Genomic DNA, 25,959 nt, shown 5'->3' on the forward strand with positions numbered 1-25,959 from the left:
CATAATTTTTTGCATATATAAAATGCAGTTTCTTAATTATTTATTTGCGTTTCTATCTGATTTTTAAAGAATTCGATGAATTCCTTCACATTCATGGTGCCTTGATCACCGTGTCCTTGCTGCCGAACTGAAACCGTTTTGTCCTGAGCTTCCTTGTCGCCAACAATGAGCATGTAAGGTATCTTTTTTACTTCAGCATCGCGTATTTTTTTTCCGATCTTTTCATCACGTTCATCCAAAATACCTCGGATGTCATTTTCCTGAAGCGTAGTATACAGCTCTTTGGCATAATCGTGGTACTTCTCAGAGATCGGAAGGATCGCAATCTGCTCCGGCGCTAACCACAATGGGAACCTCCCTGCAGTACTTTCAATCAGGATCGCAACAAAGCGCTCCATTGAACCGAATGGCGCACGGTGGATCATCACAGGTCTATGCTTTTGGTTATCCGCGCCCATATAATCCAGCTCAAAGCGTTGAGGCAGGTTATAATCTACCTGGATCGTGCCTAATTGCCAGCTTCTTCCGAGAGCATCTTTTACCATGAAATCCAATTTGGGACCATAGAAAGCCGCCTCTCCTGTTTCTACCACAGTATTCAATCCTTTCTCAGCAGCAACCTCAGCGATCTCTCTTTCTGCTCTATCCCAATCCTCATCTTTCCCGATATATTTATCAGGATTTTCCGGATCCCTTAATGAAATCTGAGCCGTAAACTCTTTGAATCCTAATGCATTAAACACATAAAGCACCAGGTCAATAACTTTGGAAAACTCTTCTTTTACCTGGTCGGGTCTACAAAAGATATGCGCATCATCCTGAGTGAAACCCCTCACCCTTGTCAGGCCGTGCAGCTCACCACTTTGCTCATATCTATAAACTGTTCCAAATTCCGCAAAGCGTACCGGTAGCTCCTTGTAAGATCTCGGTCTGGCCTTGTACATCTCACAATGATGCGGGCAATTCATTGGTTTCAATAAAAACTCCTCATCCTCAGCAGGAGTGCGGATTGGCTGAAAAGAATCGGCTCCATACTTCGCATAGTGACCCGAAGTCACATAGAGTTCCTTCCCTCCAATGTGCGGAGAAACAACCTGATCGTAGCCCGCTTTTACCTGTGCCTTCTTAAGGAAATTTTCCAGACGCTCCCTCAACACAGCCCCTTTCGGCAGCCATAAGGGAAGCCCTTTCCCTACTTTTTCTGAGAAAGTAAATAACTCCAGTTCCTTTCCAATCTTCCTGTGATCTCTCTTCTTAGCTTCCTCAAGCATTTCAAGGTACTCTGTAAGTTCCTTCTGCTTGGGGAATGAAATACCATAAAGCCTGGTCAACTGCTTTCTTTTTTCATCTCCTCTCCAATAGGCACCGGCAACATTTAAGATTTTGGCTGCCTTGATAAATCCTGTATTTGGAATGTGTGGCCCCCTACATAAATCGGTAAAGTTTCCCTGGGTATAAAAGGTTATGGTACCATCTTCCAGGTCATCTATCAGCTCTAATTTGTATTCGTCCCCCTTTTCCTGATAGTATTTTATGGCATCAGCTTTACTGATTGATGCTCTTTCATATTGGTTCTTTTGACGTGCAAGCTCCAGCATTTTATCTTCAAGAGCCTTAAGGTTCTCAGCATCAAACTCCTGATCACCAAAGTCAACGTCATAGTAAAAACCATTATCAATGGCCGGACCGATACCGAACTTTACACCCGGATAGAGTGCTTCCAACGCTTCGGCAAGCAAGTGAGCCGATGAGTGCCACATGGTGGACTTCCCCTCCTTATCATTCCATGTCAGAAGTGTGACCTCAGCGTCAGATTCAATCGGTCTAAAGGAATCGACTACCGTTCCGTTGACCTTAGCTGCCAGTACATTTCTGGCCAATCCCTCACTAATGCTGGAAGCAATTTCCAACGCAGTCACCCCCTTGGGGTAGTTTCTCACACTGCCATCAGGCAAAGTGATCTTAATCTCACTCATTCGACTAATTTCTTTGGTTGTAATTCCGGAATAGGCATTCGTTCCTGTTCCTCTCTTAAACGCCGCAAATATGCAATTTTTCGAGCAACAATCTGAGCTCGTTGCGAAGCAATTGAATCTGTGGTATCCCGGGAGACCAATGTATTAAATAACGCATAAGAGGAGCTCAGCCACCCTCTCTCTTCCTGAATGTCCGCTTTAAGAAATACCACATTTCGTGATGAATCTTCTAACAGAATAGCATTCACGCAATTAATTGCTGAATCATATCTACCAATTTCCCTGTACCAATCTGCCAATTGAACCAATGATTCAGACTGATCGTAGGGTTTTATCAGATCAATGGCCTGCTCTACACTATCCATCCCATGTAGTGCCCTGGCCAGTAATAATGTCCTTTCAAATCCTTCAGGCTGCTCGTCCCCGGCTGTCAGAATTTCGTATGCCTTGTTAAAATACCCTTGCTGAATCAGTTGAGGAACGTAAAGCCTTTCCGCCAATCTATTACCCGGATCAAGGTTCACCAACTGCTGAAAATAGCGCATTTGGCCAACACTGTCTTTGATTTCAATGGACTGCATGGCGGCAAATTCATAGCTATCTTTCGACTTGAATTGATCAACATACTCCCGGATCAAACCAATGGCACTCAGCTTATCCACTCCCTTAATGGATGATTTGATCCGGTATTGTGCTAATTCCTCATCCAGGCCATGATAAAACTCCCACCGGTCCAGAAGACTTACAAGATCTGAATGTTTTTCGTTGCTGAGATAGTATTGAAGGAACATGGCCACACTCTGCTTATTCAATCCATACTTTTCTAGGTACACATCCAGATAAGTTATGGAGGATTCCGGCCAATCAAGTTTCTCACAATAAAAAAGAATCTGCCTCAACGTCTTATCAGAGGGTTTTTCATCATAGACCGATTTGAGTTCAGCCAGTGCTCTTTGATAAAAATCTGTATTGACTGTCGGCATCTCTATCCTTTGATCATTGCTTTGGCCGCAAGACCATAAGATGGTCACACCTAAAAATAAAATGATAATTCTCTGCACTACAGATTGATTTCGATTAGAAACTTGAGCCCAAATTTATTCACCCCCGGATAATCCCGGTAGGTAATTCGGTGAAAAGCCTGTACGGTTAATAGCCTGGCAATATTTTCCACCCCATACCCTAACTCAATATAGGGCCTGGTGTCAAGTCGAGAGAACAAAGGAATCTCCTCTCCAAGTTCGTTGAGAGGGTTGATGGTCATATTGGCCTTTTCATTACTCATTCGCCCATAAAGTATGTCTACACTAGCAATCTCACGAAGTTTAAGTTTTTTCAACAAGGGAATTCCATTTAGAAAGAGTCCTTCAAATGAATGTCTATAACGGAACTCCACCCATTTATCCATGGAGAACTCAAAATAGTCCATAAGGTTATAAGAAAAGTCCACGTAAACGGGCGTTTCATTCCCTATTGGATTGTATAGTAAGGTATAGGGAATTTTTCCTAAAATATAACCTGCAGAGAGTGACATCTTACCAATACCCAAAAAAGCCATTTTCTGACGTCTATCCAACCCAAACTGAAACTTATGGTAATTGAAATCACCACCTAAGTCACCTTTAAAACCGGCAGTATATTTGAAATTGAACGCTGGCCAGTACCTTGTTCCCAAACTTTGCCTTTGGTTATCATCAATGACAAATAGCTCATCTTTTGCATACCGTGCATAGATAGAGGCCTCATTGATACTGTAAGCAGAGGCGAGCCCGGTAGTAGGTTCGTTGGTTCGATATTGAAAATCAAACAATGGATTATTCTCTTGGTGCTTAAAATCTATTCTGGTATTAAACCCTGTCCCCCATTGTTGATTGTAGCTTAGCCTTGTTTTGGTCATTCTGAATGGCTGAGTCAATGTCCCAAACCTGCTCAAACTAAAAAAAAGACCATTAGGGTCAAGGTTCTGATTGAGCAACCAAACCTGCTCAACTTCTTTCTGATGTTCCAGTTTTAAAGTTGACCAGGGCTCGCGACTCAGAATCCTTTCAAGACTGGCTTTATATTTCCAACGACCATCCCCAAACCCGTAGCCTGCATAGCCACCAAGCACCCATTTGTTACTAAATGCAATAGTCGAACGTGCCCCCATGCCAATACGGGTCCCCTCAATATCATTGCTCCCATAGAATGTAGAGTATGGGCCTATATCAATCATTCCCATACGGTGGTAGCCGTTGAATAAAAACTTGCCCGCACCCATCCCATACTTTACGAGAGGAATCTGCTTCAAAGTATCAATCATCTTGAACACATTTACCTCAGTGCTTGTCAGTGAATCATGTCTTGCTTCAGCCCAGTACTCTTCATTAGATTCTGTAATATCCTCATCCATTGATATAGGATTCATATAATGGGATTTTTCCAGCGGTTGGTTAATTACATAATCCTTTGTGGAAATATAAAATTTCGCAATGAAACCTGCAGTAAGTTTGGTCATTTGAATAACGTCTACCACCACCCTGGTTTTTTCGGGTAGCCAGGGTCCCTCATTGGTCCTTACCAAATCCTGTTGGATTTTCAGTTTTTGAATGAAATTCAAATTGGCACTTTTGGGTACTGTTGCATCAATCCTTTTAAGGGCATAATCCTCTTTGGTAATCCACATGGTCCCTACAAACGCAAGGTCTTGGGGCCTTTTTGGAGAGTAATCAATTTTATAACAATACTCACCTCCCACATAAAGACTATCAGACAGATCATATTCGTAATACAAACGGCCACCATCAGCAATTGGGGAGACAAACTCCTTTGATATGATCGTCATCCAGTTTCTATAAAAATTATATTGCTGAAAAGTAGACCCGATAATCTGAGATGACGTTGTTCCATCAGTAATACCTACCCCACTCACCTTCGTCTTATGCACTTGCTCATGAGTAAGTGTTGGTTCTTTTCTATAATAGTAAGTAGAGATCGCTTCTGACAAGAATACCGGGAGTACTGGTCTGCCATCCTCACCTGCAATCACCTCGATACTATCCATTACATTCTGGATTTTAGCCACAAATTTTCGATTGGTCAGTGTCTTGGAGACGTTATCCACGTCAACCTCGATTTTAGTATAGCTTTCATACTGGTAGGCATCAAGCGATCTTTTGTCATTTCGCTCCTTATTTGCATTTACTCGCCTAAGAATCTCAAATGCCGGGTTTTCCCCAGAAAGCACCACAACCTCTCCCAGTGTCACCAGGTCCTCATCCATTTGAAAGTTGATGATTTGCGTTTTGCCTGATAAAACCGGTTTGGCTTTGCGAATGAAACCTACGTAACGAACTTCAACCGAATCCACCTCACTTGCAGTTGAAACTTCATAATTACCATCAAAATCGGTGATTGTACCTTGTTGCGTGCCAACGAAGATCACATTAGCAAAAGGTATAGGGGTCCCGGTAGCTGCCTCCACAACCTTTCCGGAAACGACTGTAGATTGCGCAGTACTACCAAACGAAAGCAAAAGCGCACAAACAATTATCAGTTTTCTCAAGAAGCCCCTATGATGTTTTTGAAGTAGCAAAACAATAGAATAATGAACAATTGCAGAAATTAATTTATTGAGAGTCCCAACCGCAATTCATCATTACATTTGAACTATGAGTGATTTTAAGGTAACTGTTAAATGGGGAATCATCGGATGCGGTGATGTATGTGAAGTCAAAAGTGGTCCTGCGTTCCAGAAACTAGCTAATTCCAGTTTGATAGCTGTCATGAGACGTGATAAAGCCTTAGCCGCTGATTATGCGAAAAGACACGGGGTTCCAAAATATTACACAAACGCTCAAGACCTTATCAACGACCCTGAAGTAAATGCTATTTACATAGCCACCCCTCCGGCCACGCATGAAACCTATGCCATTGATGCAATCAATGCAGGCAAGCCGGTCTATATCGAAAAGCCTTTGAGTATCACATCAGAAAGCACAGAACGCATTTTAAGGCAGGCACATGAAAAAGGTGTTAAAGCCACTGGAGCTTATTACAGGAGAGGACTTCCACTATTCAGAAAGGTAAAAGAACTTATACATGGTGGTGCAATTGGCAAGGTCTCCTTAATATCTATAAGACTACTACTACCTCCGGCTCACAATAGCATCGTTCAGACATCTGACAACTGGCGGGTTAATCCGGCTATCTCTGGAGGTGGCTTATTTCATGACCTGGCCCCACACATGCTGGATATTATGTATTGGATTTTCGGAGAACCCGTGAACCATTCAGGGTATTCCCTAAATCAGCACAAAGCATATGACGCTCCTGACTTTACCATTGTAAATGCCGAATTTGAAAAAGGAATCGCGCTAAATGGGATTTGGGCTTTCAATGTCCCAAGTGATGCGAGGGAAGATAACTGTCAGATTATTGGTGATAAAGGAACCCTTAAATTCTCCTTCTTCCCAAACAATCCCCTTAAGATCAATTCAGAAGGTTCTCAGCAAAATTTGTCATTCATTAATCCTGAAAACATCCAATATAACCATATTGAAGATGTAGTGAAGTTCTTTCGAGGCGAAGGACCAAACCCGTGCAGAATAGAAGAAGCGTTGATCTCAATGAAAATGATAGATGACGCTTCCTGACTACTCCTCTCCCTTTTCGGCTTTTAGCTCTTTTACCTGGCTCTGTAGATCTGCTACCATCCCTGCAATTTTTTCAATCGACAACTCGGATGCCGCTTCAGGGTCAGGGAACTCAATACTTATATAAGCTTTAGCTTCCCATATCTCCATCACATCTTCCGCTCCCACTTCATAAGCAGAATAAGACTTATTATCAGAAACCAGGTACAACTTCCCTCTTTCCTCGATATAATTAAAGACCCTTTTGTACACCACTCCTTCCTTTTCTGTCAGCAGCACATAGGTTTTACCATTTTTTATATCGTTAAGAGATTCCAGGTATTTACCAATGACTATAGAGCCTGATGCCATGGGTAACATAGAATCACCTGATATCTCAAAAGCCCTGTAAGTGCCTCCTTCCGGTAAAACGGGAAGCTTAAACCTTGGCAATTCAGCCAGGTATTCAGGATCACCGTAGCCATTTAAATATCCGGCGGAAGCCTTTTGAGGAATAAGCTCAATATTTTCATTGTCCTCCTTGTCAACTGTTATAGATAAGATTTTGACCTTCTCCTTTATGGGAACCATCACAGCCTTTCCGGTAGTTAAATCCTGAGATATCAAAGCATCCGTTGTCACACTAAGCACTTCCGCAATTTTCGTTAACGTCTGCAATCGAGGCTCCGCTCTTCCTTCCTCATAGGCCCCGACCAGAGAGCGCTTGATTCCTACTTCATTAGCAAATTGCTCCTGGGTATATCCAGCCTGCTTTCTTAGGTATTTAATATTTTCTGCTATGCTTGCCATATGTGGGCCATTTTCATCTGATTCAAAAATAGAAATTAGATCACTCTTAAGAGTCAAAAATGATGAAATTCAAATCATCCTTCCCTGTCTTCCCAATGGAGTATAAATGAAGGTTATGGAAATCCCTCGTCTGATGAATAGTGTGCAGGCGATCTCTGATACTTGACACAACTTCTTTCAAAGTACGCTGCGCATCCACCAACACATACCCATACATGTCTCTACGTTCACGTATAGTAGCGAAGAACTTCACCTGACATTTACCAGATCTTAGCTTCTTTGAAGTGAGCTTCAGTTTATAATAGTTATCAAAAGTCACGTCAGCTTCTGAAGAGCTTAAATCCTCTACTCTAAAATCATTAGCATCCATAATTTCCATTATCTAATCATTTTAGTAAAAATAGTAATTTTATTAGCAAAAACAATTGAATACTAATTTTATTAGTTATTAATACTAAAAGAGGATTTTTAGGAGCAGAAAAATTTGCGTTGAAAATTTGCTATAAACCGAAACCATAACGCACCACATTTAATGTATATGGCAATATTTAGACCTCTTTTCCACCAAAAAAATATATTTCACCGTCTTGCACAATCGATTGATAAAATCATAAACCTGTTATTTGTGGCTAAGTATTATTACGTATAATATTACGTATTATTACTCAGGTCAAAATTTTAACTTAACCACAACCAGGCCATGAAAAACTTAACCAGAACCTACTTGGTTGCCCTGGCAATCATCGCTCTCGTCATCGGGTTGAGCCAGTTCCTAGTGCAGAACTCAATCAGCACTGGTAGCTCCGATTCCCGAACCATCAACATCTCCGGACGACAAAGGATGCTTTCACAAAAGCTAACCAAAGCATCATTGGCCATGCAGGCCGCCACCACTGATGAGGAGTTTAATAAGAGAAAAACCGAACTTCAGAAGGCGTATGACCTTTGGACTTCGTCTCACCACGCTCTTCAGTACGGTAGTGCCGAAATGAAAATGGAGGAAGTCAACAACTCTCCTACTATTCTCAGCTTATTTGAAGAAATCGAGCCTCATTATCAGATAATGAAAGCTGCGGTGGAAACCGTATTAAGTACTGAAACCTTTTCCGACACAAGAACAGACGTTTTTAATGCATCTCTTTCAGATATTCTGGCGAATGAAGGTACATTCCTAAAACTGATGAACGACATCACCTTTGAATATGATGCTGAATCTACCGGTCGTATTGAATCACTGTCCGTAACGGAATACATCCTTTTTGGAGTCGCGATATTTCTTCTCTTAATGGAGGGTATATTCATTTTCCGTCCGGCCATGAAAAAGATACAGGAATATACCCGAGAGCTAATCTCTCAGGGTGATTCTCTAAAGCAATCACTAGCAAAAGAAGAATACCTAAATAACCAGGCATCCTCCATCTTCGAAAATGTAAAACAAGGGGTTTTCCTTTTGGATCAAAACCTGATGATCAGTGATTTCTATTCAAAAGAAACTGACCGTATTTTCAGCACGGAAGATCTATCCAACACCAACTTCCTCAAGCTCATGAGACCTAGACTGGTCAAAAGAGATCTGGCTGCATTGGAAATGTTTGTGGAGCATTTATTCAATAAAGACATTAGGGAAACAGTGGTAAACAGGCTAAACCCGGTTGAGCAGGTTGAGATATTTCCTGAAAAAGGGACCGCAGATAGCATGGATCCAAGATATATCCGAATATCTTTTGCGCGCATTATGAATGAAGGGGAAATCCATCGAATCCTGGTGACCGTTCTTGATGAAACGGAAACCACTCTCATGAGAAAGCAAATCGAGGAAGCTGAAGAGAAAAACAAAGAAGAATCTACTCAGCTCCTGGCGATCCTTAAGGTGGACCCTACCGAACTGAAAAACTTCCTTGATCGAGCAACCTTTTCCTTATCGAGGATCTCAAAAGAATATGAAATCAGAAAGAGTGACAACTTCGAAGAACTAATTGATTTCACCTTCAATACTATCCATGCTGTCAAAGGGAATGCGACGCTTATTAACATGGATATCATTGCCAAACGTTTGCATCTTGTGGAGGATTCAATCACGGACCTAAAACGTCAGGCAACTATTGAAGGAAAGGACTTCCTGAAGATCGTGTATCAGGTCTCTGAAATCATTGGTATACTGAACAACATGAAAGACATGCAAAGTAAAATTGCGAATGTCTATGAGCAGGTAAATCAAGGGTTTATCAATTCTGAAAACCCTGTTGAGCAGTTCAAGCTTACACTGGAAACAGGGTTGGAAAAAATGAGTGCTGAAAAGCAGAAAAAAGTTAAACTCGACTTTAAAAACAATGGCGTAAATCTTCCTGAAGAACACCTCTTAAGTTTCAAAGACATTGCGGTACAATTAATGAGGAACTCCCTGGCTCATGGGATAGAATCTCCGGAGCTAAGAAAAGAAATGGGCAAACCAGAAACAGCCACCATCAAAATGGTACTAGGTCAAAATGAAGATGGTGTCATCTTCAACTACCACGATGATGGGCAGGGACTAAATATTAAAAAGATTATCTCCAATGCGATTAAAAACAAACTGATCGACAAGGATGAAATATCTAAGTTGACTACCCAGGATATCACCAACATCATCTTCCGAAACGATTTTTCAACTACCGGCAATGCGGACCAATATTCAGGAAGAGGTCAGGGCATGGGACTGATCAAGTCAATTGTCAACAAACACAATGGGTCCTTCAAGCTTGGATTCAAAAAAGGTCAAAGCTTTAAAATGCAAATTGTGCTCCCAGTTGAAAATGTATTAGAAACACTTAGTAAAACTGCATAAAAAGTAATGAAACTCTTAATAGTAGACGATTCCTCTATGATGAGGACCACAATAGAAAATCATTTGCAGAACTATGACTTGCAAATCGTTGGAAAAGCTTCCAATGGAGAGGAAGCTTTACAAATGGTAATTGATAAAAAACCCGACGTAGTAACTTTGGACATTACGATGCCAAAGATGGACGGTATCCAGTGCTTAGAGGAAATTATGGCGGTGGCCCCTCAAACAAAAGTCATGATCATAACAGCATTATCAGATAAATACACCGGACTGGAAGCTTTGAAAAAAGGCGCAAGAGAATATTTGTACAAGCCTGTTACGCCAGAAGATTTGAAAGAAGGGTTTGACTCATTATTAAACAGAAACTAAAATGGACGTACAACAACTAGCATTCGAAAAAACAGTCAATGTATTTATCAACTCATTAAGTAATTACTTTTTGAAGTTGACTAAAAAGCCAATTAAAACCTATGCCCCTTTCGTCAAAGAACCAGAAGACCTGATCATGAAGGAATGTACCGGAATGATTGGTATCTCCGGAAACAAAAAAGGACTGATCTATATTTCAGGAGATATGGGCATGTTTGAAGACCTGATCAAACAATATGTTGGGCTCAACTCCCCAACTGCAAATGACATGCTGGATATGGCTGGGGAAGTGTCAAATGTGGTAGCCGGAAATGTTAGAGAAACGTATGGACACGAGTTTATGATCTCCATTCCGGTCGTTTTCAAAGGCACACCGGATCGTTTAAAGTTTCCGGATGATGTTCCCATTTACGTCATTCCAATGAGCTGGAATGGACACGAAGCATTTATGGTGGTAGGAATAAAATAAAACACAAAAATGTCAGCGAGAGCGAAGAATTTTAAAACACATAATCTGCCCTCACTTTCTATTAGTAAAAACGAAAACAAAAAATCATCGCAACGGGAGATTTCCGATCACTCATTGGATAATTACTTTTCCACCTTCCCATCGGAGGAGGATCTGGATAGAGCATTTGGAAATGCCTATGTGCTAAATCAACCTGTAAATGGTGTTGGAGGAGATGGGTTTTGGCAGGGAACAAAAGGAGATTGCTCCTTTCTAATAGTATTTGACTGTATGGGTCACGGTCGATTTGCGGCCATGATGACAAGGTTTTACATCCGAATCATCCATGAAATTGTAGTCAATAGAAACATTTCTAAACCTGATGAAATTTTAAATGGAATTCATCAACAGGTCAAAGAAGAATTTAAAAATCAAGATGCTAAACATGTCGGTACCGGCGCCGATATCGGCGTCCTGGTTTTTGACAGGAAGCAACATAAAATGACATTTTCGGGTGCCGGAATGGACCTTGTTGTCTCATCAGAAAGAAACTTTGAAAGAATAAAAGGAGAACGTAAGCAAGTAGGTCAATACTTCGAAGTAGAACGTTCTTACCAGTCACATGTAATCGAAATTACAAAGCGTAACATCTGGCAACGCTATTACCTCTTCAGCGATGGGGTGACTGATCTTTTCGGTGGGCCAAAAGGTAAAAAGCTTGGCTTTAACAAACTATCCGAAATACTTAAGGATGGGTTAAAGTATGAATTATCAGAGGAAAAAAAATACGTGGAAAATGCACTTAGCCATTGGGCCGGAAGCAACGAGCCACTTGATGACCTTCTGATAATTGGATTATCACTCAGGTGATTCTGAAACTGATCAATCTGCTGACCTTTATCAAAACAGGTCAGCAGAACATTATTTGAAACAATATTCAATTACATTCATTTTTTTTCTGCAATCGTTATCTATGTTTCATGCATTCAATTATTTTTCTGGTTTAAACTAATAGAACCAGAATGCTTAATTGCCTAATCTTCACGATCCTCTTTTCTGTCACCCCTACTTTTGATTCTACAGAGTTTACCTCCCCTGCTGAAATTATTGAGCTGGCAGGAGACCTTGAAGCCCAGGGACAATACGAGGATGCAATAGCCCTTTACCTTTCAATCTCCAAAAATGATACGAGTCACATTCAAGTCATGTCGGAGTTGATGGATGCGTATAATGCGTTGGAGCAATATGATGAATCGATCGCGATTGGGTTGGAGCTCAAAGACATAAAAAGTGAATTCAGAAAGGATATTTACATTACCCTGGGAAATGCATTTCTGAATAAAGGAGATCTGGAGAAAAGTGCAGAAATCTACCGCGAAGGGCTTGGCCTATTCCCTTACAATCATGTCCTGCTTTATAATATAGGCCTATATCATTATATGAAAGAGGACTATCAGGATGCGACAAGATACTTTCAAAAATGCCTGGAAATCCAACCCTTTTATTCGAGCGCACATGGATTGCTTGCCTATATAACGATGCTTCAGGGCCATAGAACCAAGGCCATATTAGGGTACCTTACTTATTTGGCTATCAATCCGGATAAGAACAGTACCTTGGTTTTTTTGGAAAACCTGGTAAATGATGCCGCTCGCAATGAAGGATCAATACCTCCCATTACCAGTAATGAACTTTTTGTTCAATATGACGAGCTCAGCAGATCCAAAGCTGCACTGGATAGTCGATTTAATATAAAAGTTAATTTCAATGCATCAATCGTTAAGCAATTGGAGTTGTTGTTTTCAAGATTAAAATATCAGGAAAACACAGGAGACTTTTGGATGGATCTTTACGTGCCGTTTTATTCCGAACTGAATAAAAACGGGCTTAGCACAGCCTTCATCTACTTTATATTACAATCAACCAATGATCAGGGCGTCCTCAACTGGATCGATAAACATTCCGATGAAAAATCTGACTGGATTGACCTTGCCAACGCAGGCCTAAAACAAATGAGAGGCACTTTACCTGCAACCGTATTGGGAGAAAAGAACGACTATTCATTCTGGTACTTCAATTCTAATATACTCAGTGCCATAGGGAATGAGGCTGATGACGACACTCGAATCGGGCCATGGGCATTTTACAGTACTAATGGCCAGTTAAATGCCACCGGAAGATACAATGATGAAGGAGATATGATCGGTGAATGGAAATATTATCATGACAATGGACAACTAAGCCGAGAAGAATACTACAACGATGAAGGCGTACACATTAAACCTGCTCAATATTATCATGAAAATGGTCAGCTTTGGATTGTAGCTCCCTATAAAGAAAATCAGCTGCACGACACGCTGGAGTACTATTATGAATGTGGCCAACTCAAAGAGCTCCTACCCTACAAAGAGGGAGTTCAGAACGGAAAAGGAAAGATCTTTCATCAAAGTGGGCCATTGCACATCACCTATGAGATCCTGGATGGAGAATTTGAGAATGATTATATCTATCACTATGAAAATGGGCAGGTTGGTAATCACTACACCTACAAACTGGGCTCACTAGACGGACCCTATAAATCCTATTACATCAATGGTCAGATTGATGAATCCGGAGAATACCAAATGGACTCATTACATGGAGAATGGACCGGATACCACCAAAACGGGAACCTTAGATATGAAGGTACCGATGATAACGGAAAGAGGGTCGGGAACTGGACCTTCTACCATTCCAATGGAAATATCAAACAAACCGAGACTTACAAATCAGGTAAGCTTCAGGGTGAAGCAAAAGCTTATGACAGACAGGGAAGGCTTAAAGATATTACTCTCTACAACGAGGACATTGTAATTGGATATACCTGCTTTGATCAGTATGGAGACACCCTCTTCCATTCGTATGACCCAAAAGGGAATATGCTCATTACAGCCTATGAGATCACCGGAGAAAAAAAATACACCTGCCAACTACAGAATGGTAAATACAATGGCTCTTATACCAGCTACTTCAAAAATGGAAATATCTATATCAAAGGGTCTATGAAAAACAACCAGTTTGATGGGGAATATGAAGAGTACTATCCAACAGGTCAGCTTAAGTATGACAGCTATTACCTGGACGGTAACCAGCATGGTTACTTTAAAAAATATTATAAAAATGGCCAGATTGAGCAGGAAGGCTGGTATGTAGACGACAACTTCGAACAAGAATGGAAACTTTACCATCCTGATGGATCACTGGACGAAGTACAATACTACATATCCGGAAAGCTGCATGGCTGGACGCAGTACTATGCTCCTAACAACAAGTTGCAGGAGGAGTACAAATATGATATGGGTACAATCATTGCTCTCAGGGAATACGATACTTTAGGTAACATTTATCATGAAACTGAATATGAATTTGGCACAGGTTTAAGGACTGAAAAAACGCCATCGGGAAAAACAATCTTCAAGGCTGATTCACGATGCGGATACGTCATAGGGGATTTTAAAAACCTGTACGAAAATGGCAAAATCTCCAGCATTTACCCGCAAAAAGGAACCTTATATGAAGGAGATTATAAAGCTTACCACAGTAATGGAAAGCTCATGACAAATGGCCCTTATAAAAACAACATGAGACACGGTCAATGGAAGTGGTACAGTGATAATGGCAAACTGGAAAGTTCTTATGATTATGAATTTAATAAGCTTAATGGCTTAACCAGACAATACCATTATAACGGTCAACTGGACTCGGAATGTGAACAGGATGAGGGCTCCAACCAGGGCACATGTAAGTATTATGATCACGCTGGTAATCTTCAGTTGATTAAGGTATACGATCAGGATAATTTCGTCTTTTACATCAACAATCAAACTAAGGACACCATACATTTCAAAACAACCGGCGAATTCAGTCTTGAAACTTACTTCGACAATGGCAAGCCGGCAGTGGTCCAAAATTTCAACAATGGCAAGTATGATGGTAAGTGTCTATATAATAACCTGAATGGAGGCAAATCAGAGAGCATCAGCTTTAAGTACGGTGATTATCATGGTCCAAAAATCAAATACTATACTAACGGAAACGTTCAGATAGAAACCCCTTACCAGTACGACCTAAAACACGGAGAAGAAAAGGAGTATTTCGCAAATGGAAGACTAAAAAGGGTCACTCCTTATGTCAACGACTCGAAGAATGGCTATGAAATAATGTATAATTCAAATGGCTCTGTAAAATCCAAAACATACTATTGGAATGGTGAGATTTATTAAAAGCCAATCAAGGCATATTTTCTTTTTCCTCTTATGTTCTGTGCACTTACTGGCACAAGGGCAAATGAAAGCGGATGAAGAGTATGCCCATTTTAAAAAGCTTTACCCCAATGATCAGGTTATTTATTTGACTAAATCAGAGACCGTCAACTACACCATCGTTAATGACTCAGTCAAAACCACGATTGATGTCTACCACGAAATATTACATCTGGGAGAAAACACAGCGGGGTATGCCGGAGAAAAGGTCTTTTCCTCTTCCTTCTCGGAGGTGTCTAATCTGGAAGCATACACGCTTGTTCCCAACAAAAGAAAATACAGACGCATAGAAGTTGAAGAATTCAAATCCTCTTATGACAAAAACTCATATGTCTTTTATGACGATAACAAGGAAATTTCCTTTACCTATCCCGGGGTACAAAAAGGAGCTAAATGCATCCTGAAATACACCAAAACAGTAAATGACCCGAGGATGATTGGTACATTCTTTTTTGAAAGTTATATACCTATTCATCGGGCTGTTTATGAGGTAAAAAGAGACCCCAATATTTCCATTTCACAACATACCTTCAACCAGAGAAAGCTAGACATTACCGTAAATGAATCCACTACAAAAAGTGGAGAATTAAAAACTTCATTCTCAGTTAATAAAATTGACAAGGTCAAATTCGATGTCGATTGTCCTTCCTTTAGCTATCTCGCAGCATCCGTATATTGCCCTGTTTCCAGCTATCAAAAAGTAAATGGTGAATCCTCCTGGTTAATTTCCTCACCAGAGACCCTTCACCAGTGGTACCGCACTTTTCTCAATGGCATACAAGGAACCAATCCCGAAGTGAAAAACCTGATCGGCGGAATTATAAAGGACGATGACCCTGTCCTTGAAAAGGTTCGAAAAATATATTACTGGGTGCAGGCTAACATCAAATACATTGCTTTTGAAGACGGTATGAGAGGCTTTATCCCGCATCCGGGAGAGTATGTGATCTCCAAACGCTATGGCGACTGTAAGGACATGGCCAGCGCTATTGTAAGCATGCTGAGGGCTGCAGATATCGAAGCTTACTATACCTGGATCGGCACGAGAGATCTCCCCTACAAATACAGTGAAACCCCTTCTCCTATCACTGACAATCATATGATTGCCACATTTATCCATGAAGGCAAAGTCTATTACCTGGATGCAACAGGACAATACACCCCAATTGATCTTCCCACAAGTATGATCCAGGGAAAAGAATGTCTTATTTCGATGGGCGAAGACAAGTTTAGAGTTGAAACTGTCCCTGTCATACCAAAAGAAACCAACATGATGATCGACAGTGTCGAGATTGAAATCGCAGATGGAAATATAAAGGGCACAGGCCGGGCAACTCTGAAAGGCTACTCCAAGGTTTTCAATAGCTACAGCCTTATCAAGTCTAACCAAACAAGGGTAGAAAACCATGTAGAACAGCTACTAGGTAAAGGAAGCAACAAATTTGAAATCGAGGACTTTGAATTATCCGATCTCGAGAACCTGTCCAAACCGACGGTCATAGATTACTCTTTTCATATTCAGAGTTATTACAGGGCTATTGGTGATGATATCTATATCAATCTAGTGCTTGACAAGGCAATGACTGAAGCGCAAATAGAGAACCGCACTGTGGCTTTGGAAAATGAATACAAATACCTTGACCGCCATGTTGTAAGACTAAAAATTCCGGAAGAGTATACCGTACAGAAGCTCCCGGAAAATCAAAAAAATACCAATGAACAATTTGGATATGCCATTTCCTATGAAGCAGACGAAAACTACATCACAGTAACCAAAGATGTCTTCGTTGACTACCTCATCATGCACCCGGAGGCTTTTGACTCCTGGAACCAGATCATATCCGAATACGCAAAGGCCAGCAGACAGGCCCTTATTCTCAGTCTTAAAAAAGAAGCTAGCATCAAATGACTAAACTGCCAATCCAGAAATCCATCTATATTCTTCTAAGCCTAATTATTTGTCAATTATCAATAGCACAGGAGTACGTGCCCTACACCTGGGAAGAGAGCCGTACTTTAACTAAACTGACGAAGGAGGAAGCCAGCCTTCCCCTCTACCAAATCTATAAGGCTGAGGTTAACCAATATGTATACGATCCTCAATTAAATAACAACCTTGTTTGCTATGTAACCAGTCATGAAATACTCCGAGTAAATAATGATGAGGCACTGAATCAGAAAAACCAAATTTATATCCCGATGTATAACACCATTGAACTGGTGGATATACACGCACGGGCCATCACGCCAAATGGACAGGTGATCAACCTGGACAAAAGCAATATCAAAGAGCTGGAAGATGACGAATCAGGATATAAAATCTTTGCTATCGAAGGTGCAGAGGTTGGAGGCGAAATAGAATACTTCTATACCCGAAAGACTTATAACTCTAATTTCTTTACTCAGTTCTTCCAATTCAGCTATCCGGTTAAATCATACTATTTTTCACTAAAATGTCCTGAAAACCTGGAGTATGCATTCAAAGTCTACAATCATGACAGCACGGTTATTCAGACCGATACGACCGAAAGCTTTAATCTGTATGAGTTCAGCGCCTCAGACATTATTGATCTTCAAAGCGAGGATTTTGGAGCTTATGACAATGAACGAATGAGACTGGAGGGAAAGTTGGCCTACAACAGTGTGAAAGGCAAAGGAAGATTGTTTACCTGGGGAGATGCCGGGCAAGCCATCTACGATCAACTCAACACGCTCAATAAAGCAGAGAAAAAAGCCTTCTACAAGTTCGTAAAGGGCCTTGACTTGTCAGGCAACCCTATTGATGCCTTCAAAAAAGCCGAGCATCACATCAAGACCAACTACTTTTTAGAAGAAGAGGCAGGAGATTTTGCTACTCAGCTCAACTTCATCTTAAAGAATAAATTTGCTACTTCCAGAGGTTTCACCAAATTGTATTTAGCTCTGCTTAACTATCTAGAAATCAGATATGAAGTAGTGATCACCTGTGATAGAAATGAAAGGGCCTTTGATCCTGATTTTGACAGCTGGAATTACCTTGATGAATACCTCATTTACCTCAACGACGCTGATCTCTTCATGTCACCAAAAGACGTTGCCTTCCGGGTGGGAACCATTCCAAGTGAGTACATAGGAGCCTATGGCTTATTTATTCGTCCTGAGAAGGTTCAGAACTTCATTTACCCTGTTGCTCACGTAGGATACATCCCTGCTCCCTCCTACCAGGACAACTACGACAACATGGATATAGCTGTTTCCTTTACAGAAGCACTGGATCAAAACACTGTAAAGCTTGAAAGAAGCTACAAAGGCTATAGCGCGGAGTATTACAAAGCTGCCTTGTCTTTCCTGAATGAGGAACAAACAGGAGAAATGCTCGAAGATGTGATCAAGTTTCTATCCGCTGAGGCCAGTGTTGAGGATGTCACAATTAAGGAAGCCAACGCCAACTATGAGAACTGGAAGTTGCCTTTTACTGTAAAGGGTACTTTCACTACTCCCGGCTACATTGAATCAGCAGGTGATGTGATCCTGTTCAAGGCCGGAGAGCTTATTGGCCCCCAGTCTGAGCTTTATCAGGAAAGAGATCGAAAGACTGATGTTGTTAATGACTTCAACCGTGGCTATTTACGGAAGATCTCGGTGCAAATACCGGAAGGTTACAGCATCCAAAATGCTGATGATCTGATCATTAAAGAACAGGTTTTCGAGGAAGAAAGACTCATCTATAATTTTGTCTCGGACTACACGATCAACGGCCAGCTGCTGGAAATACAGATCGATGAATTTTATGATGAGCTTTATTACCCCTTAGAAAAATTTGAGCCTTTCAGAAAGGTCATCAACGCGGCTGCAGACTGGAATAAGATTGTTTTGGTACTAAAGGAAAATTGAGCTCGGCCAACCTTTCAAAAAAATCTAAACACCAAATAGCTAAAAATATTAGTATTACTATTTAAATTAGCATTATCTAATTTGAATAGTAGTGAAGTCTATACTCCATCTTGACCTCGACACTTTTTTTGTATCGGTAGAGCGACTGAAAAACAAGAAGCTTATAGGGAAACCTGTGCTCATCGGAGGTACCAGCGACCGTGGCGTAGTAGCTTCCTGTAGTTACGAAGCCCGAAAGTTTGGCATCCACTCTGCCATGCCCATGAAGATGGCTAAGACACTCTGTCCGGAGGCCATCATCATGAAAGGTAATTCTGCGGATTACTCTAAGCATTCACGCATGGTCACAGAGATCATCCAAAAGGCTGTGCCTGTAATGGAAAAGACCTCAGTAGATGAGTTCTATGTTGATCTTACGGGAATGGATAAGTTCTTCGGCTGTCTGAAGATGGCTTCTGAACTACGACAAAAAGTAATAAAGGAAACAGGCCTCCCTATCTCTTTTGGTTTATCTGAAAATAAGACCGTTTCCAAGGTAGCCACCAATGAGGCCAAGCCTAACAGCCAACGCATGATTGAGTATGGTCACGAAAAAGCCTTCCTCGCTCCTCTTTCAGTCAAGAAAATTCCCATGGTGGGTGAAAAAACGCATCAAAAGCTCATCAATCTGGGAGTCAGGAAAATACAGACCCTTCAGGAGATGCCCATAGAGCTGATGGAGCGGGCTTTTGGAGTAAATGGCGTCATTATTTGGCGGAAAGCCAATGGAATTGACAATTCCCCTGTAATCGAGTATTCGGAACGAAAATCCATCTCCACAGAGCGTACTTTCGACAAAGACACCATCGATGTACACAAGCTTAAAGGCATCCTGACAGCGATGACTGAGAACCTGGGCTTTCAACTTAGACGAGGGATCAAACTCTGCGCATGTATCACGGTAAAAGTGCGTTACTCCGACTTTAACACCTACACCTTTCAATCAAGGATACCTTATACTTCTGCAGATTACGTTTTGATTCCCAAAGCTTTAGAACTCTTTGATAAACTGTATAATAAAAGACTGCTCGTACGACTCATCGGCGTGCGGCTCAGTGATATCGTGAACGGCTACCACCAGATAGACCTGTTTGATGAGCAGATGGAGATGCTCCACCTCTACCAGGCAATGGACAAGATCAGGGACAAACACGGAGACCGGGCAGTAATGCGAGTATCCGGCATGGAAGCTAAAACCATCAGCCGGTGGAATCCATTTACCGGAGAGCCCCCGCCATTGCTAGCAAACCGGAGAAGGTGATTTTTTTGAGAATAAACTCACAATGGAGGTAAAAACTAAGTCGGAATGAATTAACTTTTATTACCCTAAAAGATACAAATATGACAACATTTCGCACAGAACTTTTTATTGATGAAAACCCCGACAAAATTGAATATTCATCCAAGATCTTATCCTTCGGGTCAGGCTTTTCGAATATTCTGACCAGTCATTTTGAAAAATATCGTTTCCAGGTAAAAAGTAATCCCTATGGCAACATTTATAACCCCATTTCGATCTTTGATGCCATAGAGTTTACCTCTAAAAATGAATCAGTTGATAAAAGCCGCATTACTGAAACAGACGGCGTATACGGACATTTCGACTTTCATTCTAAAATGAACAGTACTTCAGAGGACCAACTCACCAAGCAACTAGACGCCACCATCCAGGAAACCAACAACTATTTCAAAAAGACGGATTTTCTATTCCTCACATTTGGCTCTGCCTATGCTTTCAGGCATAATGAGTCACACAAGATCGTAGCCAATTGTCATCGGGCTCCGCAAAATGAGTTCACCAAGGTGCTGCTATCTCCGGAAGAAATCGTAACCGGGTTCAAACAGATCTATAAATCGATGAACCATATCAAAAATATCGTGCTGGTGGTTAGCCCGATTATGCATACGGGGGATTCGATCACACTCAATGCGGTGAGCAAATCGATACTACGGTTGGCCTGCCATCAAATCATGAGTGAGTTTCCTTACGTGAGGTATTTCCCTGCCTATGAGTTTTTACTAAGCGATCTTCGAGATTATCGGTTTTATGAGAAAGATCTGATCCACCCTACGGAGCAAGCCATGGATTATATTTTCGAAAAGCTGGTAGAGGCCTATGTACATGAAGACAGTAAAAAACTGATCGCTGAGGTAGAAACCATCCTGGACACCATCGAACATGTGCCTTATACCCCTCAAAACAACAAGTACCAGATACACTTGCAAAAGGCTTTGGATAAGATCAATATGCTTGAAAACCAGATTGACCTGTCCAGCTTTAAAGAGGAGTTGGAAATGCGGACGTCCTGATCAGGCACTATAGTGAAATAGTGAATATGCCGTCATGTTTAAATTATTTAACGTGACGGTATTATTATTTAGTAATTTTAATCTTATGTCTACCAAGTACAAAGCTGAAGAAAAAGAGATCAATGATTTGTCGCTTTTGGAACCAGAAGCCACCTACTCCTATGCAGACTACCTTAAGTGGACATTTGAAGAACGTGTGGAACTGATTAAAGGGAAACTTTTCAAAATGTCTCCAGCCCCCAGGAGAGCACATCAAGGGATAGGAATTACATTGAGTAGTGAGATTTTTAATTTTTTAAAAGGAAAAATCTGCAAGGTTTATTCTGCTCCGTTTGATGTACGTTTTCCCGATAATCTAAACGACCCCGATGAGCAGACCTTCACTGTTGTGCAACCGGACATTTGCGTGATTTGTGATCTTTCTAAACTAGATGATGCGGGTTGCAAGGGTGCTCCTGACCTGATCGTAGAAATCCTCTCTCCTTCTACATCTTCTAAAGACCTGAACGAAAAGTATCAGCTTTATGAAGAGCATGGTGTACAGGAATACTGGGTGGTATATCCGGGTGAAAATGTGTTAGAAATCTATGATCTGACTGATGGGAAATACCTCTCCAGAGGCAAGTTTGTGAAAGAAGATGTAGTGACCTCTGATGTACTCAAAGGGCTGAAAATTAAGCTGGAAGAGGTTTTTCAGGAGTAACGAAATCAAAAGCCAATTAATAGGCCCATTGCCAAAATTATACCACCGGGACGCATAATACGCAATATCAATTCCTCTCCAGATGTAAGCACAGAACCATCATTAATTTTATAGTACTTCGACCCTCCAGTTCCAAAAGCATAACCATATTCCAAATAGAATAGCTTATCTCCTTTTTTAAATACCCAATTGTAATTAGCAGTAAGATTGACAGAACCAACTGGAAGCAAATCCATATCAATGTCTCTAGGATCACCAGTCCCATCATCAAGTGTCAACACTAAATCATTAGCACCTGTACAATGGGAATAACTCAAACCAACTCCCAAACCTTTCTTAACTAAACTTTCATATTTTACCCCTGCACTGAGTTTTCCTCCCCAAGCGCCAAGCCCTGCGCCACCTCGTAGAGCAAACTTGTCTATAATAGGAACCTGTGCTCCTAAACCTAAAAGGCCTGTATAATTATCTATTCCAGAAGATATCCCAAGGTAAAAAGCCTCTGGATCTGGTTCTTCATTACTTATCACCATTTGTGCCTTGATGGTTCTGTATATTGCGCAAGCGATGAAAAACCTATTAATAAGCTAGTAATGAAAACAACGGTGAATTTCATATTGGATGTGTCTATGGTTAAGCCAAAGAAGGATATGCGAAAATATGCATTTTAATAAAAATTATGTAAAACGAAATCTCAAAATCATTAAACTAATATTTTTAGTATTTTACTAAATTTATTAGCTTTACTTCATGCTCAATGTTCACTCCTACTATAGTTTTAAATACGGCATTTACGCGATCGAAAAGCTCATAGAGTGGGCTCAGGAGTGTGGCATAAAAACGCTGGCACTTACGGACATTAATAACACCTCAGGCAACCTTGAGTTTGTTCGTCAGTCAAAGAAAGTCGGCATACGCCCTTTATTAGGTATTGATTTTAGACAAGGAGCTATACAGCAATTTATAGGCCTGGCTAAAAACAATACCGGCTACCATCAGCTCAACAGCTTCTTATCCAAACATCTTCATAGCGAAACGCCTATACCACCCACTCCACCAGAAGGTATTTCAGATTGCTTTGTGATCTATCCTTTCCAAAGCATCCCAAAAAGAAAACTGAAAGCACATGAGTACGTGGGGATAAAACCCCATGAGATCAACCGGGCGAGGTTTATGAAAGGCATTCCTAAAGACAAGCTGATCGCCTGCCCCACCTTCACCTTACCTAAAGAAGATGATTTCGAACTGCATTGCGTACTTCGTGCCATTGACCTGAACACACTGGTGAGTAAACTTCGAAAGGAGGATACAGGACAAAAAGAAGACGTTTTTATTGACAAGAAACAGCTTATCAGTGCTTATGAGGAATTACCTCAGGCATTGGAAAACCTGAAATATGTGATTCAAAATTGTAGCATAGACTTTCAATTCAGTCCGGATGCTGAACCACAAAACCTTGAGGTTTGGACCGATTCAAGAGAAGGTGACTACCGAAAAGTCAAGCAGCTTTGCAAAGAGGGACTACCCTATCGATATGGTCAAAATCCTGAAAGACCCATCTTAAAACGAGTTGTTACAGAACTGCAAACCATACGAGATAAAGGCTTTCTCTCTTACTTTCTGATCAGTTGGGATATTGTCAATTACGCACGCAGCAAAGGCTACTACTATGTTGGGCGTGGTAGTGGCGCCAACAGCATCATTGCTTATCTCCTGCGCATCACGGACGTGGACCCGATTGAGCTGGATCTTTATTTTGAGCGATTCATTAATCTTTTCAGAAGAAACCCTCCTGATTTTGACATTGACTTCTCCTCCCGAGACCGGGATGATGTGACACGCTACATCTTTGATCGCTACCCGAATGCGGTACTCCTTGCAACCTTCAACACTTTTCAACACCGGGCAGTGATTCGTGAGGTGGGAAAAGCCTTCGGGATTCCTCCCTATGAAATTGACAAACTCCAAAAGGATGTAACCGGGCATCTTGATCATCATTCCCGCGTAATTGTGAATTATGGGCTGCGGTTATCGGGATTTCCCAGCCATTTGAGTGTGCATGCCGGAGGTATTATTATTTCAGAAAGACCCATTCATTACTTTACCGCCACTTCGCTCCCGCCCAAGGGTTTTCCGATCACGCATTTTGACATGCATGTAGCTGAAGACGTCGGACTTTTTAAGTTTGATATCCTGGGACAACGCGGGCTGGGCAAGATCAAAGACGCCCTGGAGATCATCAGGAAAAACCAACCCAACCGGCTGAATGTCGACATACATGACATCAAACTCTTCAAAGAGGATCCACTCATCAAAATCAACCTCAGAGAGGCAAAAGCCATAGGATGCTTTTATGTGGAGTCACCTGCCATGCGGATGCTACTCACTAAGCTACGATGCGATGACTATCTCACCCTGGTAGCTGCCAGCTCTGTTATACGCCCCGGTGTTGCCAAATCCGGGATGATGCGAGAATACATCCTGCGGTACCGCATTCCGGAACGAAGAAATGATGCCCACCCCGTACTTCGAAAAATCATGCCGGACACCTATGGGGTGATGGTCTACCAGGAAGACGTCATCAAGGTAGCTCACCACTTTGCGGGGCTGACGCTGGCAGAAGCCGACGTACTGCGGAGGGGCATGTCCGGGAAATACCGGTCAAGAGAAGAGTTTCAGCAAGTCAAACATAAATTCTTTGAAAACTGTAAAAAGAGAGGCCATTCTATTGCACTGAGCGCTGATGTATGGAGACAGATTGAAAGCTTTGCAGGTTATGCGTTTGCCAAGGGTCACTCTGCTTCTTATGCGATCGAAAGCTACCAAAGCATGTTTCTCAAATCCCATTATCCGCTGGAGTTTATGGTCGCTGTGCTCAATAATGGCGGCGGTTTCTACAGTCCGGAGTTTTACGTACATGAAGCACGTATGCATGGAGCGCACATAGAACCCCCATGCATCAATACCAGTGAGCCACATAATATCATCCGTGGAAAAACCATCTATCTGGGGTTAGCCCTGATCAAGGAACTGGAGGATCAAACGATTATCGATACAGTGGCTCAACGAATCAGGAAAGGGCCTTATAAATCACTCGACGAATATGTTCACAGGGTAAGTATCTCACTGGAGCAGGTAAGTCTGCTCATCCGCATTGATGCTTTCCGTTTTACAGGAATCGATAAGAAAACGTTACTCTGGAGAGCACACTTCCTGTTAGGGAATACCGGAAAAAGTCAAACCAAACCGTCCCTCTTTGAGCCTCCCGTCAAAAACTATCAGCTACCGAATATCGAGCATACTGAAATTGAGGATGTGTATGACCAGATGGAATTGTTGGGGTTTCCTCTACGCACACCATTTAGCCTATTAAATGAAAAGCCGGAAGGCTGTCTTAAGGCTTCAGATTTCCCTCATCAGATCAATAAACACATCAGGACTTATGGTTATCTGATCACCACCAAAAGAACCAACACCTCAAAAGGTGAGCAAATGTATTTCGGCAACTTCCTGGATGAAGATGGTGAGTTCATCGATACGGTTCACTTTCCTCCTGTTGCAAAGAAATACCCTTTTAATGGACGTGGTATTTATGTCATGGAAGGAAAGGTGATTGAAGAGTTTGATGCCATCTGCATAGAAGTCACCCGAATGCAAAGGCTTAATTATAAGACGATTGAAGTTTAAATAGAA

At 41.4% G+C, this 25,959-nt stretch carries 18 protein-coding genes; 12 read left to right on the forward strand and 6 right to left on the reverse strand.

The genetic code is table 11. The features are described 5' to 3' along the window. Positions 1–32 precede the first annotated feature (32 nt). From thrS to NXR94_RS10785, 3 genes are read right to left on the reverse strand one after another with little or no spacing between them, the layout of a single operon-like run. On the reverse strand, positions 33–1,976 hold the full coding sequence (gene thrS / locus NXR94_RS10775; RefSeq protein WP_258104636.1) for a threonine--tRNA ligase: 1,944 nt from the start codon (positions 1,974–1,976) through the stop codon (positions 33–35). Beyond that, positions 1,973–3,037 (reverse strand): lipopolysaccharide assembly protein LapB, encoded by a 1,065-nt coding sequence (locus NXR94_RS10780; RefSeq protein WP_258104637.1) that lies wholly within the window; start codon positions 3,035–3,037, stop codon positions 1,973–1,975. The genes thrS and NXR94_RS10780 overlap by 4 nt, the downstream gene beginning before the upstream one ends. Next, complete coding sequence (locus NXR94_RS10785) at positions 3,037–5,520, reverse strand: DUF5686 and carboxypeptidase-like regulatory domain-containing protein (RefSeq protein ID WP_258104638.1); 2,484 nt, start codon at positions 5,518–5,520, stop codon at positions 3,037–3,039. Before NXR94_RS10785 ends, NXR94_RS10780 begins: the two co-directional genes overlap by 1 nt. A gap of 106 nt (positions 5,521–5,626) precedes the next feature. Between NXR94_RS10785 and NXR94_RS10790 the strand changes: the two genes are divergently transcribed. Beyond that, positions 5,627–6,610 (forward strand): Gfo/Idh/MocA family protein, encoded by a 984-nt coding sequence (locus tag NXR94_RS10790; RefSeq protein ID WP_258104639.1) that lies wholly within the window; start codon positions 5,627–5,629, stop codon positions 6,608–6,610. On the opposite strand, the gene NXR94_RS10795 is transcribed toward NXR94_RS10790, so the two are convergent. Then, the gene (locus NXR94_RS10795; RefSeq protein ID WP_258104640.1) at positions 6,611–7,399 is read right to left on the reverse strand and encodes a LexA family transcriptional regulator; all 789 of its coding nucleotides are present in this window, start codon (positions 7,397–7,399) and stop codon (positions 6,611–6,613) included. A gap of 46 nt (positions 7,400–7,445) precedes the next feature. Then, positions 7,446–7,778 (reverse strand): hypothetical protein, encoded by a 333-nt coding sequence (locus NXR94_RS10800; RefSeq protein ID WP_258104641.1) that lies wholly within the window; start codon positions 7,776–7,778, stop codon positions 7,446–7,448. Positions 7,779–8,099: 321 nt separating this feature from the next. On the opposite strand from NXR94_RS10800, the gene NXR94_RS10805 reads away from it, so the two are divergent. The 10 genes from NXR94_RS10805 (at position 8,100) to NXR94_RS10850 (ending at position 22,266) form a co-directional block, all read left to right on the forward strand. Continuing rightward, a complete protein-coding gene (locus NXR94_RS10805; protein ID WP_258104642.1) occupies positions 8,100–10,223 on the forward strand; it encodes a type IV pili methyl-accepting chemotaxis transducer N-terminal domain-containing protein in 2,124 nt (707 codons plus the stop codon). A 6-nt stretch (positions 10,224–10,229) separates the two neighbouring features. After that, positions 10,230–10,592 carry a response regulator gene (locus NXR94_RS10810; RefSeq protein ID WP_258104643.1) on the forward strand — a complete coding sequence of 121 codons (363 nt, stop codon included), beginning with the start codon at positions 10,230–10,232 and terminating at the stop codon, positions 10,590–10,592. Between the two features lies 1 nt (position 10,593). Continuing rightward, complete coding sequence (locus NXR94_RS10815; protein ID WP_258104644.1) at positions 10,594–11,061, forward strand: chemotaxis protein CheX; 468 nt, start codon at positions 10,594–10,596, stop codon at positions 11,059–11,061. Between the two features lie 9 nt (positions 11,062–11,070). Beyond that, positions 11,071–11,910: a PP2C family protein-serine/threonine phosphatase gene (locus tag NXR94_RS10820; RefSeq protein ID WP_258104645.1), complete on the forward strand. Its 840-nt coding sequence runs from the start codon at positions 11,071–11,073 to the stop codon at positions 11,908–11,910. A gap of 152 nt (positions 11,911–12,062) precedes the next feature. Further along, a complete protein-coding gene (locus tag NXR94_RS10825) occupies positions 12,063–15,302 on the forward strand; it encodes a tetratricopeptide repeat protein (RefSeq protein WP_258104646.1) in 3,240 nt (1,079 codons plus the stop codon). Beyond that, positions 15,286–17,250 carry a DUF3857 domain-containing protein gene (locus NXR94_RS10830; protein ID WP_258104647.1) on the forward strand — a complete coding sequence of 655 codons (1,965 nt, stop codon included), beginning with the start codon at positions 15,286–15,288 and terminating at the stop codon, positions 17,248–17,250. Before NXR94_RS10825 ends, NXR94_RS10830 begins: the two co-directional genes overlap by 17 nt. Beyond that, positions 17,247–19,214, forward strand: a complete 1,968-nt coding sequence (locus NXR94_RS10835; RefSeq protein ID WP_258104648.1) for a DUF3857 domain-containing protein — start codon at positions 17,247–17,249, stop codon at positions 19,212–19,214. Before NXR94_RS10830 ends, NXR94_RS10835 begins: the two co-directional genes overlap by 4 nt. Before the next feature lie 85 nt (positions 19,215–19,299). Beyond that, a complete protein-coding gene (gene dinB / locus NXR94_RS10840) occupies positions 19,300–20,514 on the forward strand; it encodes a DNA polymerase IV (RefSeq protein ID WP_258104932.1) in 1,215 nt (404 codons plus the stop codon). 80 nt (positions 20,515–20,594) lie between these two features. Then, positions 20,595–21,563, forward strand: a complete 969-nt coding sequence (locus NXR94_RS10845; protein WP_258104649.1) for a GSCFA domain-containing protein — start codon at positions 20,595–20,597, stop codon at positions 21,561–21,563. A gap of 85 nt (positions 21,564–21,648) precedes the next feature. Beyond that, positions 21,649–22,266 (forward strand): Uma2 family endonuclease, encoded by a 618-nt coding sequence (locus NXR94_RS10850; protein ID WP_258104650.1) that lies wholly within the window; start codon positions 21,649–21,651, stop codon positions 22,264–22,266. 5 nt (positions 22,267–22,271) lie between these two features. On the opposite strand, the gene NXR94_RS10855 is transcribed toward NXR94_RS10850, so the two are convergent. Continuing rightward, positions 22,272–22,799, reverse strand: coding sequence for a hypothetical protein (locus NXR94_RS10855; RefSeq protein ID WP_258104651.1), 528 nt, complete (start codon positions 22,797–22,799; stop codon positions 22,272–22,274). Between the two features lie 217 nt (positions 22,800–23,016). On the opposite strand from NXR94_RS10855, the gene NXR94_RS10860 reads away from it, so the two are divergent. After that, complete coding sequence (locus tag NXR94_RS10860) at positions 23,017–25,953, forward strand: DNA polymerase III subunit alpha (protein WP_258104652.1); 2,937 nt, start codon at positions 23,017–23,019, stop codon at positions 25,951–25,953. Positions 25,954–25,959: the final 6 nt, after the last annotated feature.

The organism is Marinoscillum sp. MHG1-6, assembly GCF_024714475.1.
In the GTDB taxonomy this organism is placed as follows: Bacteria; Bacteroidota; Bacteroidia; order Cytophagales; family Cyclobacteriaceae; genus JAMZMI01.